At 66.1% G+C, this 14,039-nt stretch carries 11 protein-coding genes; 8 read left to right on the forward strand and 3 right to left on the reverse strand.

All coding sequences use genetic code 11. The annotated features are described in order from the left end of the window. Positions 1 to 39 precede the first annotated feature (39 nt). From AKN83_RS23730 to AKN83_RS23765, 8 genes are all read left to right on the forward strand, one after another. Positions 40 to 1,479, forward strand: a complete 1,440-nt coding sequence (locus tag AKN83_RS23730; RefSeq protein WP_063695486.1) for a GumC family protein — start codon at positions 40 to 42, stop codon at positions 1,477 to 1,479. Beyond that, a complete protein-coding gene (locus AKN83_RS23735; RefSeq protein WP_050406090.1) occupies positions 1,476 to 2,801 on the forward strand; it encodes an O-antigen ligase family protein in 1,326 nt (441 codons plus the stop codon). Before AKN83_RS23730 ends, AKN83_RS23735 begins: the two co-directional genes overlap by 4 nt. Continuing rightward, positions 2,794 to 3,609 (forward strand): polysaccharide deacetylase family protein, encoded by an 816-nt coding sequence (locus AKN83_RS23740; RefSeq protein ID WP_157113527.1) that lies wholly within the window; start codon positions 2,794 to 2,796, stop codon positions 3,607 to 3,609. The genes AKN83_RS23735 and AKN83_RS23740 overlap by 8 nt, the downstream gene beginning before the upstream one ends. Next, a complete protein-coding gene (locus AKN83_RS23745) occupies positions 3,606 to 4,835 on the forward strand; it encodes a glycosyltransferase family 4 protein (RefSeq protein ID WP_050406091.1) in 1,230 nt (409 codons plus the stop codon). The genes AKN83_RS23740 and AKN83_RS23745 overlap by 4 nt, the downstream gene beginning before the upstream one ends. Continuing rightward, positions 4,835 to 6,055: a glycosyltransferase family 4 protein gene (locus AKN83_RS23750; protein ID WP_083992187.1), complete on the forward strand. Its 1,221-nt coding sequence runs from the start codon at positions 4,835 to 4,837 to the stop codon at positions 6,053 to 6,055. The genes AKN83_RS23745 and AKN83_RS23750 overlap by 1 nt, the downstream gene beginning before the upstream one ends. Then, positions 6,052 to 6,942: a class I SAM-dependent methyltransferase gene (locus tag AKN83_RS23755; RefSeq protein WP_063695488.1), complete on the forward strand. Its 891-nt coding sequence runs from the start codon at positions 6,052 to 6,054 to the stop codon at positions 6,940 to 6,942. The genes AKN83_RS23750 and AKN83_RS23755 overlap by 4 nt, the downstream gene beginning before the upstream one ends. Before the next feature lie 95 nt (positions 6,943 to 7,037). Continuing rightward, a complete protein-coding gene (locus AKN83_RS23760; protein ID WP_172803601.1) occupies positions 7,038 to 8,216 on the forward strand; it encodes a glycoside hydrolase family 5 protein in 1,179 nt (392 codons plus the stop codon). An 8-nt stretch (positions 8,217 to 8,224) separates the two neighbouring features. Continuing rightward, positions 8,225 to 9,298 (forward strand): acyltransferase family protein, encoded by a 1,074-nt coding sequence (locus AKN83_RS23765; protein ID WP_244522064.1) that lies wholly within the window; start codon positions 8,225 to 8,227, stop codon positions 9,296 to 9,298. Positions 9,299 to 9,316: 18 nt separating this feature from the next. Here the strand turns inward: AKN83_RS23765 and AKN83_RS23770 are convergent, their stop codons facing one another. From AKN83_RS23770 to AKN83_RS23780, 3 genes are read right to left on the reverse strand one after another with little or no spacing between them, the layout of a single operon-like run. Continuing rightward, positions 9,317 to 10,813 carry a sugar ABC transporter ATP-binding protein gene (locus tag AKN83_RS23770; RefSeq protein WP_050406095.1) on the reverse strand — a complete coding sequence of 499 codons (1,497 nt, stop codon included), beginning with the start codon at positions 10,811 to 10,813 and terminating at the stop codon, positions 9,317 to 9,319. After that, entirely contained in the window at positions 10,810 to 11,907 is a 1,098-nt protein-coding gene (locus AKN83_RS23775; RefSeq protein WP_050406096.1) for an SMP-30/gluconolactonase/LRE family protein, read from the reverse strand. Before AKN83_RS23775 ends, AKN83_RS23770 begins: the two co-directional genes overlap by 4 nt. Further along, positions 11,904 to 14,027 (reverse strand): ABC transporter permease, encoded by a 2,124-nt coding sequence (locus tag AKN83_RS23780; RefSeq protein ID WP_050406097.1) that lies wholly within the window; start codon positions 14,025 to 14,027, stop codon positions 11,904 to 11,906. Before AKN83_RS23780 ends, AKN83_RS23775 begins: the two co-directional genes overlap by 4 nt. Positions 14,028 to 14,039: the final 12 nt, after the last annotated feature.

A 14,039-nucleotide genomic window follows, 5' to 3' on the forward strand; every position in this document is an offset into this window, starting at 1 on the left:
TCCGCTCGACCGGCAGCCCTCCCAGTGAAGTGACCTGATATGTACACAGCAACCGACAACAGCAGGTCACGGCGAAGCGATGCAGCCTATCGCAAGATGAACGCAGCGGCTTCCGCTCCTGCGGTCGTGATCAGCGCGATGCAAGTGGCAGGCGTTCTGCTGCAGGGCTGGCGCTGGATTCTGGTTGCCGTTCTCGCCGGTGCGATCGCCGGCCTCGGTGCGACGCAACTCGTAACGCCCCGCTTCACCGCGATCACGGACCTGACGATTTCGCCGTCCAATCTGCTGGTCACGCCGAACGATCTCTACGCGACGAACATCCAGACCGACAGCCAGATCCTGGACGTCGAGAGCAAGATGCGGACCATCACCTCCGGCAACGTCCTGCGCCGCGTCATCGACAAGCTCGGCCTCAGGAACGATCCGGAATTCGCCGACAAGATGCGCCTGCTCAATTTCAGCTGGCTGTTCGACCGCGGTGCATCCGACGCCGCCGAACGCAACGACCTGATGGGCTTGCTCGCCAAGCGCATCAAGGTGACGCGACAAGAGCGTTCCTATGTCGTGACGATGTCGGTCTGGGCGAGCGAGCCTGCGATGGCGGCGCGGCTTGCGAACGCCATCGCCACGACGTTCCGCGAAGAGGTCGTTCGCGCCGACGCCGAGCGGGCCGGGCGCGCGGCGCAGGGGCTGGCGGCGCGGCTCGGCGAGCTCAAAGCCGCGGCGGCCGAGGCCGAAGACCGCACCGAAGCCTTCCGTCGCGCTCACGGCCTGCAGCAAGGGCCGTCCGGGCAGCCGCTGAGCTCCGAAGCCATGGAGCGGATGAGCGGGAAGATGACCGATGCGAAGGCGCGGCTCGCCGAGGCGGAGGCCCGCTACAACGAGGTCTCGCGCGCAGTGTCGCTCTATGGCGTGCAGGCCGGAGCTGTGCAGTCGCAAACGTTGTCCGGCTTGCTCACCGACGAGGCGGCTCTGCGCCGGCAGATCGCGACCCTCACCCAGACTCTGGGTCCGCGCCATCCCGCCATGCTGAATGCGATGGCCGAATCCGATGCCCTCACCAAGGCGATCAAGTCCGAGACCGAGCGGCTACGCAGTGCCGCCCGCTTTGAGGTCGACCAGGCCAAGGTGGCGCTCGACACGTTGAACGAAGAGACGCGCACCTTGCGGGGCAACGTGTCGGTCGACGACCAGGCCCAGGTCAAGCTGCGCGAACTCGAGCGCGAGGCAAGCGCCAAGACCGCGCTCTACCAGACCTTCCTGACGCGCTCAGGCGAGGCCGCCGAGCGGCAACAGATCGATGCAACCGACGTGCGTGTGATCTCCCCGGCCGTCGCGCCGCTGCGCCCGACCTGGCCACCGCGTCCGATCATCGCCACCGCCGCCGGCGCCGCGCTGGGCCTGCTGCTTTGCGCAGCGGCACTCGCCGGCATCTTCTATCTCGACGCACTTCGTTTCGCCAGGAGCAGGGCGGCATGACGACATCGGGCGATATGCGCGAGGGTGGAGCGATCGGGGTCCTGGGGCCACCGCTGTTCGTGGCGACGCTGTTGTTCTATCTGATCACGCTGACCCCATTCATCGACCTGTCGGCGGCCGATGCCGGCGATCCGGCGGCAGACAAGTCGAACACCATCAATCAGATCGTCTTCCTCGGATTGACCGCGAGCTTGTGGCTGACCGCCATCAGTTCACCGGCGCGTCATCTCGCGGTGCGTCCGCGCGGCGTGCTGATCATGACCTTGCTGTGGTTTGCGTTCGTCTCGGCGATTTCGGCGCATCCCGACCTTGCGCTGAAGCGCGTCGTGCTGGCGACGCTGACGATCGTCAATGCCGGCATCTTGCTGCTGCTGCCGCGCTCGGAGCGACAGTTCGCCGGCATGCTGTCGATGTGCTGCCTCGGGACGCTGGCGTTCGCCTATATCGGCGTCGCGCTGTGGCCGCAGCTTGCGATCCACCAGGCGAGCGAGGTGCGCGAGCCGATGAACGCCGGGCTATGGCGCGGTCATTTCGCGCACAAGAACGCGGCAGCCGCGGCGATGGTGATCATCAGCTTCGCCGGGCTCTATTTGTACAGCACCGGCCGCCGTATCGTCGGCGGCGCGATCACGCTGCTGGCGGTCGTGTTCCTGACCCAGACCGGCGGCAAATCGTCGACCGCGGCGCTGCCCGGCATTCTGGTGATCGCCTGGATCTTCGAGCGGTGGCGGGCGATCCGGATCCCGATGGTGTTTCTGGCGATTGCCGCAGTCAACGTCGTCACCATCGGCTGCTCGATCTCGCCGGCGATGCGCGAACTGGTCTCAAGCCTCGGGGTCGACCCGACCTTCACCAATCGGATCGACATCTGGCGCGTTGGCGCATCCGCGGTGGCCGACAGGCCGCTGACCGGCTACGGATTCCAGCTGTTCTGGCAGACCGACGAGATGGTCTACAAGGCGGGGGGCGGCGCGAGCTGGGCCGTCGCCGCCTTCAACGCGCACAACGCCTATCTCGATGCCGCGATCACGACCGGCATCCCGGGTCTCATTCTCACTTTGGCGCTGCTCGTCTGGCTGCCGCTGCGTGACGTGTTGCGCGCGGAGGCGTGTGACAACGATCCCGCGCTGACCCGACTGTTCACCCGCATTTGGCTCTACGGGGTGCTTACGGCCTGCGTCGAGAGCCTGTATTTCCAGTCCGGCAGTCTCGCCTGGTTCATGGTGGTTGTCTCGATCTTCGGCCTGCGCCTGCAGGCGAGCGCGCACGAGATTCGCGAGACGGAAACCGCGATGCATGTCGGGGAGACCGCCCATGCATAGCCCCGCCGTCGCACGGCGCGCGCCGGAAATTACGTCACGCCTGCCGGGGGCGATCGACCGGTTCGCGGGCCGTCTGACCAATCGCTTGATCCGGGCGACGCCATGGCAGGTCATGCAGGTGCAGACCCGGACGCCGATCGTCTCCTTCACGTTCGACGATGTGCCGGATTCCGCACTCCGCGTCGGTGCAGCGATCCTGGAAGCGCGCGGCGTGCGCGGCACATTCTACATCTCCGGCGGCCTCGCGGGACGCGTCGAGCCGGATCGTACCCTGATCGACGCTGCAGGCTGCAGGGAGCTCGCCGCACGCGGTCACGAGATCGGCTGCCACACCTTTGGCCATCAGGATATCAGGCATGTCGATCGCCCCGCCTTCGTCGCGGACCTCGCGCGGAATGCGCGCTATCTCGACACGATCGATCGGCGTCCGGGCCGGCGCAATTTTGCCTATCCCTACAACAGCGGGTGTCTCGGCAAACTGCAGATACTGGCCCATTCGTACCGGACCTGCCGCGCAGGCGGCGAGGCGATCAACCGCGGGCCGACCGACCCGAGCTTTCTCAAGGCCGTCGAGATTCGCCAGCCGGAGACTCATGTGGCGGGATTGACGCGCTGGATCGACGCGGTGGTGGAGAAGCCAGGCTGGCTGATCTTCTTCACGCACGACATCGCACCGACCCCGACGCCTTATGGCAGCACGCCGGCCGCCTTTGAGCGGCTGGTCGCGCACGCGGTCGAGCGCGGCTGCTGCGTGTTGACCGTCGATGCCGCGCTCGACCGCATGGGACTTCGAGGGAGTACACGATGACGAGCAATCGCCGGCTGCTGGCCATCAACAATTACTTCTATCGGCGCGGCGGCGCCGAGAGCGTGTTCCTCGACCAGATCGATCTGTTCTCGGCAGCCGGCTGGGATGTCGTGCCCTTCGCGATGGAGCATCCCGAGAACCTGCCGAGCCCGTGGTCCGAATACTTCGTCTCGGAGATCGAGTACGGCCGGACCAACGGGCCGATCACGAAGGCCCGGCAGGCGGCCAAGATCATCTTCTCGCTGGAAGCGCGCCGCAAGATCCGCTCCCTGATCGGCCGTGTGCAGCCGTCGGTGGCCCATGCCCACAACGTGTACCATCACATCTCGCCCTCGATCTTCGACGTCCTCAAGGCCGAAGGCGTGCCTGTCGTGATGACGGCACACGATCTCAAGCTTGCTTGCCCCGCCTACAAGATGCTGAGCCAGGGCGCAGTCTGCGAGCGCTGCCGCGGCGGACGGATCCACAACGTGGTGCTGCGCCGCTGCGTCAAGGACTCGGCCATGGTGAGCGGGCTGGTCTTCCTCGAGACCCTGGTCCATCGCAGCTTCGGCCTCTACCGCGACACGCTCGACTGTCTCGTCGCGCCGAGCCGATTCTACCGCGACAAGCTGGTGCAGTGGGGCTGGGACGCCAGCCGCATCGCCTACATTCCGAATTTCGTCGACGCCGAGCAGTTTACGCCCTGGTGCCACGAGGGGAATTACTTCGTCTACGCGGGAAGGCTCGCGCCGGAGAAGGGGCTCGCCACGCTGGTGCGTGCCGCCGCGCTCGCGCATCAGCGGCTGATCCTGGTCGGCAAGGGCCCCGAAGAGCCGGCTTTGCGCGAGCTCGCGTACGAGCTCGGCGCCGACGTTGTCTTCGCAGGCCATATGGCCAAGCCGGAGCTGAAGCAGCTGATCGGAGAATCGCGCGCCCTGGTGCTCGCCTCCGAATGGTACGAGAACGCACCGATCAGTATCCTTGAAGCTTACGCGCTGGGACGTCCGGTGATCGGCACGCGGATCGGCGGCATCCCGGAGCTCATCGTTCACAACAAGACCGGCGTGCTGGTGCCACCGGGCAATGTCGGCATGCTGGCCGAAGCCATGGCCAGCATGGCGAAGCTTCCCCGCACAGGGCGAAACCGGCTCGGGGCCGCGGGCCGCGACTGGGTGCTGCGGGAATTCTCTCCCGAGAAGTACCGCGACCGCACGACGGCACTCTACGAGACGGTGGTGCACTGATGTACACGCTGATACCAGCCGGTGAAACAGATCGCCCGCCGCGAAAGGTGATCTTCCTCGGTCTGCGCGGCATCCCGGAGATTCAGGGCGGGGTCGAAACCCACGTCGCCGCGCTCGCGGTGCGCATCGCGCAGCGCGGCTGGCGGGTCGAGGTGCTCGGTCGCAAGCCGTACCTTCCGTCGCCGGAGCCTTATGTCTGGAAAGACGTCGTGGTAACGCCGGTCTGGACGCCGCGCTCAAAGAACGTCGAAGCGCTGCTGCATACCGCTCTGGGCCTGTTTGCCGCCGCCCGTCGCAATCCGGATCTCGTTCATATCCACGCGATCGGGCCCGCGCTTCTCACGCCGCTTGCCCGCCTGCTCGGCCTCCGCGTCGTGGTGACGCATCACGGCTTCGACTACGAGCGCCAGAAATGGGGATGGATCGCGAAGTCCGTGCTGCGCACCGGTGAATGGATGGGAATGAAGTTTGCCCACGCCCGTATTGGCGTAGCCAAGAGCATCGTCGATTCGGTGCGTACCAGGTTCGGGGTTGCGGCGACCTTCATTCCGAACGGGGTCGAGAGCAATGCTCCAAAACTCGGGACCTCCTATCTCGACTATATCGAGGTGATCCCGAACCGCTACATCCTGTGCGTCGGCCGAATCGTCGAGGAAAAGCGGCAACTCGATCTGATCGATGCCTTCGCGCGCTTGGGCGATCCCGACAGGAAGTTGATCCTCGTCGGCACGGCCGATCACAACGGCAGCTATCTGGGCGCGGTGGAGAGGGCGGCCGCGGTGACGCCGGGCGTGGTGATGACCGGCTTCCAGTCCGGCGAGAGCCTTGCCCAGCTCTACCGGAACGCGGCGCTGTTCGTGCTTCCGTCGAGCCACGAAGGCATGCCGATGGTGTTGCTCGAGGCGCTGAGCCACGGGGTGCCGTGTCTGGCGAGCGATATCGATGCCAATCTCGCGCTCGATCTCGGGCCGGACAGCTACTTTCCGTTGGGCAACCTCGACGCGCTCGCGGCGGCCATCCGGCTGAAGCTTGCCGCGCCCGACAGCGCGCCTGAACGGGGCGAACGTGCCGCGCACGCCCTCGATTGCTTCGGCTGGAACCCGATCGTCGACCGTACCATCGAGGTTTACGAGACCGCGGTGGCTGCCAGCAAACCCGGCCGTGCGCATCGCGGCGGTGCCGACCTCAAGAACCATCTCGGCTTCGGGGGCCGGCAATGACGCTAGCGCTTCGGCAATTCGAGATGACGGTGCTCGGCCTCGGTTTCCTCGGCCTTGCCTGGAGCAAGGCCAAGCTGCGTGGCTACGCCACGCCGAACGCCGTGTCGAAATCCGACGTCGAGGGCCAGATCGCCTATCTGCTCGATATTTTCGGCTCGCTCCGCCGCTTCATGCCGCCGGAGTTCGATCTGCGCGGGCGCGACGTGCTGGAGCTCAGTCCCGGCGCGTCGCGCGGCAACGGGGTGCTGTTCCTTGCGATGGGTGCGCGATCGTATCACGCCATCGACGTCTTCAACCTCGCCGGCGACGAGGATCCCGTGTTCTACGAGCTGCTGCTCGACCGCTTCGCTGGAGGCACCGAGGCGGACCGGGCGCGCGCACGCGTCGTCACATCGACGCCCGGTGCCCGCGAATTCAGCTATGCGGTCGGACCGGACTTCGACATCCCGGGCCTCGCCGGCGGACGGACCTTCGATCTGATCGTGAGCTGCGCGGCGTTCGAGCATTATGACAGCGTTCCGGATGCCGTTGCCGGCCTGACGCAGGTCGCCCGGCCGGGCTGCGAGGCGATCCACATCATCGACCTGCAGACGCATTCGCGCTGGATTCGCGAGCAGGACCCCAACAACATCTATCGCTATCCCGAGGCGATCTACCGGCTGTTCCGCTTTCCCGGACAACCGAACCGGCTGCGCCCTGCCGACTACATCGCAGCCTTCAAGGCGCAGGCGTGGGGCGACGTTCGGTTCGTGCCATCGCGAACCGTCGATCCCGCGCTTCGCGACATCTCGCTCGCCGGTCTCGCCGCGCCGTTTGCGGGCCAGGGCGACATGATCGTGCTCGATGGTGCGCTGACGGCGCGCCATCCCGGCTGGTTTGACGGTTGACCACCATCGGGAGAAACGCCGTGACCAGCCGCCGTTCCGTTCTCCGCAGCATCGCCGGCGTCGCGATGCTTGCTCCGTTTGCGACGCTGCAGGCCGTGGCCGATCCGGTCAGCCCGATTCCCAACTTCCATCGCGGCATCGGCGTCGCGCATGCGTTCGGATGGGCCGATGTGCAAGCGAATGGCTCCTATGTCGATCCGCCGTTCTCCGCGCCGCGGTTTCAGTTCAGCGCGGAGCAGCGCCAGGCGATCCGGGCCGCGGGGTTCGACTTCGTGCGTCTGGTGGTCGATGTCGGTCCCTTCCTGGCGTTTGACGGCCCGAGCCGTGACCGGCTCGACGATCTCGTCGTCACCACGGTCCGCGATCTGCTCGCCGCTGATCTCGGCGTGATCGTGGACATGCATCCGAGCGGGATGAATCCGGCCTACCGGCCCTCGGAGCTGACCGCAGGGGTGAACACGTCGAAATTCCAGGCCGTGCTCGCATTGCTGACCCGTCTGGCCGGCCGTCTGGGCCAGGTCACTGCCGAGCAGGGCAGTGCGGCGCCGCCGCGGATAGCGCTTGAATTGATGAACGAACCGGAGATACCGGCCGCAACGTGGCAGCCAATGCTCGAGGCCGCCTACGCGGCAGCGCGCAGCGGTTCGGCGACGCTGCCGCTCGTGCTGGGCGGCGGCTCGATGAACGCGCCCGGTGCGCTGGCGCAAATCGGCATGAGTCCGTTTGCCGGCGATCCGCGCCTGATCTTTGCCTATCACGACTATTCGCCGTGGCAGTTCACCCATCAGGGCGTGTCCGGCAGCCCCGCCTATGCACTGGATGCCATCGTCTATCCGGCGCCCGCATCGGTCGATGCGATGGATCAGGCAACCGACCAGCGCATCACGGCGCTCGGCCTCACCGGCACTGAGCTGGATCTTGCGCAGCAAGCCAGGCAGACGCTCGCGAGCTATGTCAGCTCCGGCTTCAATCGATCGACGCTTGAGCGGACGTTTCAGCAGATCACGGCCTGGCGCATCGCGAATAATCTGCCGGTGCAAGCGATCCTGCTGGGGGAATTCGGCGTGCACAAAACACCCTTTGAAGACACTGCCGCGGGCGCGGCAGCACGCACGAGCTGGCTGCGTGACATGCGCGAGCTCGCCGAGACATACGGCTTCGCCTGGTCGTGCTGGACCTATCTGGCGGCAGGCGGCTTCGCGTTGGCCGAGAACGAGACCGGCCCCGGCTTCGACCCGGCGACGCGTAGCGCGCTCGGCCTCGTACCTTCATGAGATCAGGCATGACCCCGCAACGCTACGCCAAGATCGACGGATTGCGAGCGATCGCGGCGCTCGGCGTCATGGTCGAGCACATGTTCGGCGACCTGCTCAGGCAAACGCCGCCTGCCGCCGGGCCGATGAATGCGGCAGGCGATCTGCTGGTCCAGAATGTCAGCCTCGGCCGGTTCGGCGTGGCGCTGTTCTTCCTGATCAGCGGCTTCGTGGTGCCGTTCAGCATCGGCGGCGAACGGCCGCTGTTTCAATTCGCGGTTTCGCGGGCGTTCCGGCTCTATCCCGCACTGTGGCTTGCGCTCGCGGTTCTTGCCAGCATGGCGTGGCTTGCCGGCGAGCCGCCGCGCGCGGCGACCGTGCTCGCCAACATGACGATGGCGCCGGCGCTGTTCGGCCAGCCCTGGCTTTCGCCGATCTACTGGACGCTGTTCGTCGAATTGGCGTTCTACGTCCTCATCGCGCTGCTGTTCTCGGTCGGCGCGCTGAGACGTGTCGGGGTGCTGTCGATCCTGAGCCTGGCGCTGGCCATCGCGACGGCGCTGCCGGTCCAGTTGCGCATCCACGGCATCGCCAATCTGCCGGTGCAGTATCTCGGCATGCACCTCTCGTTCCTGTTCCTCGGCCTGCTGCTGCGCCTGTGGCTGGTCGAGCGGGTGCCGGGCGCAAGCGTTGCCGCGCTGGCGCTGATCCTTGCGCAAATCGTCGCGGTGCCGTCGGTTGCGGCGTTCTCGCTGGCCCGCGGCGACAATTTCATCATGGAGGGATTGACGCCCGTCCTCGCTGCCTACGCGCTCGCCCTTGTGGTGTTCCTGGCAGCCGTCAGGTTCGACCGGCCGCGTTCGCTGCTGCTGTCGCGGACCGGGCTGATCAGCTATTCGATGTATCTGCTGCACTGGCCGGTGAACGTGACGGTCTATCGCTTCCTGCCATTGACCGGACAGATCGGCGATAGCGCCACCATGCTGGTCTGCGCCGGCCTCACCTTGCTGGTATCCTGGCTGGTCTACCGGCTGGTCGAGCGCCCGATGATCATGTTCGGACGCGCGATCGTATTCCGGCACGGCGTGGCGAGCCGGCCGTAATGCATGTGGCTGGCGGCGTCAATGAATCGCCGCGTACATGATCTTCTCCTCGGTGGCCTCGAGCGCGGAGAATTCCTCGACCACCTTGCCCTGGCGCGAGACCAGGATGCGGTCGGAGAGGGCCATGATCTCGGGCAGATAGGATGAGATCACCACCACCGCCTTGCCCTCGTCGGCGAGCTGATTGATCAGCTCGTGGATCTCGACAATGGCGCCAACGTCGACGCCGCGGGTCGGCTCGTCGAAGATGATCAGCTCGGGCTCCTGCACCAGCGACTTCGCGATCACCACCTTTTGCTGGTTGCCGCCCGAAAGCTCGACCACCCTGGCCTCGTCGCCGATGGCGCGGACCTTGAGCCGCTGGGTCCAGGTCTTGCCGACCGTGTTGGCTTCGCGCCGGGACAGCATCATCCGGCCGGCGGGAAACTTCGAGAGCAGGCCGAGATAGATGTTGCGGGCGATCGAGGCGGTTTCGAAGAAGCCTTCAACCTTGCGATCCTCGGTGACATAGGCGATGCCGGCCTTCACCGCCGGCGCCGGCACCCGGTAGCGCACCGGCTTGTCGTGCAGCAGGATCTCGCCGCCGTGGAAGAAGTCGCGCTTCAACACGCCGGATACGATCTTGAAGGTCTCGGTGCGGCCTGCGCCAACCAGGCCGAATACGCCGGTGATCTGGCCGGCAAACACCGACAGCGAATTGTTCTTCACCATCGGCGCCATCTTGAGATTCTGCACCGTGAGCACGCGCGCGCCGGCCGGCCGCACACTGGACTTTCTGGCGCCGTATAGCGTGTTGGAGAGATCGCGTCCGACCATCGCCTGTACGATCGCGGCGCGGTCGAACTTCGCTGCGTCGTCGGTGATGACGTGCTTGCCGTCGCGCAGCACGGTGATCCGGTCGGCGAGCAGCAAGGCCTCTTCCAGCGCATGCGAGATGAAGACGATCGAGACGCCGCGCTTCTTGAGGTCGCGGACGAGGTCGAAGAAGTACTTCTTCTCTTCCGGCGTCAGCGACGCGGTCGGCTCGTCGAAAATGATGACCTTGGCTTTGTGCAGGACCGCGCGCGCGATCTCGACCATCTGCTTCTTGGCGGCGCCGAGCCCGCTCACGGTCGCGGTCGGCGTCACGTCGAAATTCAGCGACTGCAGGAATTGCTGGGCGGCGATGTAGATGCCGCGCAGCCGGTTGTAGAATTTCTCCTGCCCGAGAAACAGGTTCTGCGCCACGGTCATGGTCGGCACCAGGCTGTTCTCCTGGAACACCATGGCGATGCCGAGATTGCGAGCCTCGAGCGGCGTGCGCGGCGCGACGTCGGCGCCGTCGACCGTCATGCTGCCCGACGTCAACGTCACGACGCCGGCCATCACCTTGGTCAGCGTCGACTTGCCGGCACCGTTCTCGCCGACCAGCGCGTGGATCTCGCCGCGGCGCAGCTCGAAATCGACGCCCTCGATGGCGGGCACGCCGGCATAGAGCTTGGTGGCCTTGCGCAGGGACAGCACGGTGTCGCTCATCGACCGACCTCCTCGGCAAGCCCGGCGAGGGGCAGTTTCAGCACGCGGCCCGGTCCCTTGGCGATCAGCACGAGGTCGCCGCCGAACTCGAGCGCCGCGACGATGCCGTGATTGACGCCGTCGACCCGGCTATGCAGCGAATAGAGCGGCTTGCCGTCTTCGCCGAGCCGGATCACGAGACCGTAGGAACGCGGCGGCGCCCATGGCTTGATGACGCCCATGGTCTTGATGTGCGCACCCTGCATCGGCTCCTTGAACGAGAAGCCCGAGCGCAGCCGCGGCGCCACCCAATAGGCCGGGTCGATCTCGGCCATCATGCGGCGCCGGTAGGCCGGCTCGCGCAACACGAATTCGATCAGCTGGGTGCGTGCGGTGAACGCCGTGAGCCAATAGCCTCCGCCCGCGGCCTTCGACAGCCGCGATGGATAGACCGGCAGGTGGCCGAGCACGATCTGCGGCGGCCTGCCATCCGCAACCAGCACGAGACGATGCCGCCAGCTCTCGCTGACCAGGACGCCATCGCCGCGCGCGCAAGCGCCGAAAGCGTAGCCGAGCTTTGCAGCCACGGGCTTCACCGAACGTGACCTGGGATCGAGCCGGAACACGCGGCCGCTGCGGTTCAGCTCCATCAGATCGCGCGCCCAGTCGTCGACGCCGCAACTTGTCGAGCCGTCGGTCGCGATCAAGGTCCCGTCATCCGCCAGCGTGAGCGCGTTGATCGCATTGAAGGCGGCGTCGCTGAACGTCACGCTGGGCTCGCCTGCGGACGGATTGGCGTAGAGGCGCACCTCGCGGCCGCCGAGCGCGACCGCGAGGCCGCCGTCCGAGAGCATGCAGAGCGCCGAGATCGGCTGCTCGAAGCTGCGCAGCTCGGTCGCGGTGCTGCCGTCGAAGCGCAGCAGACGCCGGCCGTCGGCGACATAGAGGTTGCGGCCGTCGGTTGCGAGATCCTCGAGCGCCTCGCACTCCAGCAAGGTGGTGGCGGCCTCCAGTTTCTGGTTCGGCTTCAGCGCGCCGTCGAACGACGGCACGGTGATGGTGGCCTCGCCGCGGCCGAGGAAGCGGTTGGCGAATTCCCTGACGGCCGCGATCACGATGCTTTCCCCCAGCGCTTGTCATACTGCACGTAGTTCGGGTCGGCGTTGTCGAGCTTGTAGCGGCCGATCCGGTTGTTCATGATGCCGCCGAGATAGAGATAGCCGCGGTGCTCGCGCATCGAGGTGATCATCGGATGGTTCTCGCCGCGCAGGTCCCAGAACGATTCGAGGATCTTGCCCTGCTCGTTGAACTTGACGACGCAGCCGGTGTTGATGTTCGGGAACAGCCATTCGTCGACCGGGACGCGCTTGGCCATGCGGCGGCGGAAGCCCGGCATCTTCCAGGCGAGGTCGAGCGAGGGGCTGCGCATGCCGACCAGCGCCAGCCAGTAATTGCCGTCGGAGGCGAGGTTGATGTTGTCGGGGTAGCCCGGCAGGTTGTCCATGACCACCTCGACCGTTCCTTTCTTGGCGCCTGCGAACCAGTAGCGCTTGATCGAGCAGCCGAAGGTTTCGGCGAACAGGATCGACTGGCCGTCGCTGGCGACGCAGATGCCGTTGGGGAATTTGAGGCCGCGCAGCGCCGTATGCGTGGCGCCGGTCTTGGTGTCGTAGCAGATGATGCGGCCGTTGCCGCGGGCCTCGAGGCCGTCGATCGGCCACTCGTCCATCTCGTAGCGTACAGTGGCTTCCGAGAAGAAGATCAGGCCGTCGTCGGTGATGTCGAGGTCGTCGGCCAGCCGCAAACGGCTGTCGTCGTTGACCGAATGCATGCTGCGGTTGGTCTCGTCGGTCGCCTTCTCCACGGTGCCGTCGGGCGCGATGCGGTAAAGGCCCATGCCGCCGATGCAGACATAGAGATTGTCCTGCCGGTCGAACGCCATGCCGAGCGGCTGGCCGCCGATATGGGCGAACACCTCCATGCGCTGATAGTCGGGCGCGAAGAAGCGCATGATGTCGCCATGGCGCGAGCCGGCGTAGAGATTGTCGTTGCGATCGAGGATCACGTCCTCCGGCGCCTCGATGCGGCCGAGGCCGATCAGCTCGACGTCGCGCAGCTTGTCGTTCTGCTCGAACGGGCCGCCCTGGCCGATCTCGGTCGGTGGAGGCGGCGGCAAGGCGTGATAGGTCGGGGCGACATAGACCTTGCTGATGATGCGGGTGCGGTTCTTCTGCCAGCGGATGTCGACCATCGCGGCGACCAGCAGGATGCCGGCGAGCGCCATGCGGTTGATGCCGCCGCGCGCATTGAGCGTGGTCAGGCCGTTGGTGATCAGCAGCACGATCAGCACGCCGACCAGCGATTTGGCGACCGAGCCCTTGCCGCCGCCGAGCGTGATGCCGCCGAGCACGGTCGCGGTCAGCACGATCACCTCGAGGCCGACGCCGATGTCGCCGCCGACGGTGCCGAGCCGTGCCGCGAAGAACAGCGCGGCGATGCTGGTGAGCACGCCGCTCGCGACGTAGCAGAGCGCGATGGTGCGGCGAACCGGAATGCCGGAATTGTAGGCCGAGCGGCGCGAGCCGCCGATCGCGGTGATGTGCCAGCCCGGGCGCAGCCGGGTCATGAAGATATGGCCGAAGATCGCGATCGCGATGTAGACGAGGGCGACGCTCGGAATGCCGAACACGTCGCCGCCGCCGATGAAATTCCAGGACGGGATGTCGGGGAAGGCCGCGGCGATCGAGTTGGAGTAGCGCTGGATCAGGAGGTCGAATGCGGAGCGGTAGATGATCAGGGTGATCAGCGTGGTGATGAAGGCGCGCAGCCTTAAGTATCCGATCAGGACGCCGTTGACCGCGCCGAGCAGTGCGCCGCAGGCGAGGGTGGCGACCACCACCGCAGGCACCGGCCAGTTCAGCACGTCGAGCAGATAGAGCGCGCAGAAATCCGTCAACGCGAAGATCGAGCCGACCGACAGATCGATGCCGCCGACGATGACCACCAGCGCCATGCCGAGCCCGATGAAGCCGATCTCGCCGGCCTGCCGCGCGGTGTCGGCAAGGCTCGCCGGCGACAGGAAGTGATCGATGGAGCGGCTCAGCGCGAAGCCGACGATCAAGAGCAGGATCACCGGAATGGCAGTCTCGGTCCAACGCTTGGACAGGATCTCGCCGAGGAGATGATCCGGCCAGTAGCGGTAACGCAGGCTCGTCAAGGTGTCGCGCATCGGCATTCCAGCAAGGCG

Source organism: Bradyrhizobium embrapense, from assembly GCF_001189235.2.
Lineage (GTDB): Bacteria > Pseudomonadota > Alphaproteobacteria > Rhizobiales > Xanthobacteraceae > Bradyrhizobium > Bradyrhizobium embrapense.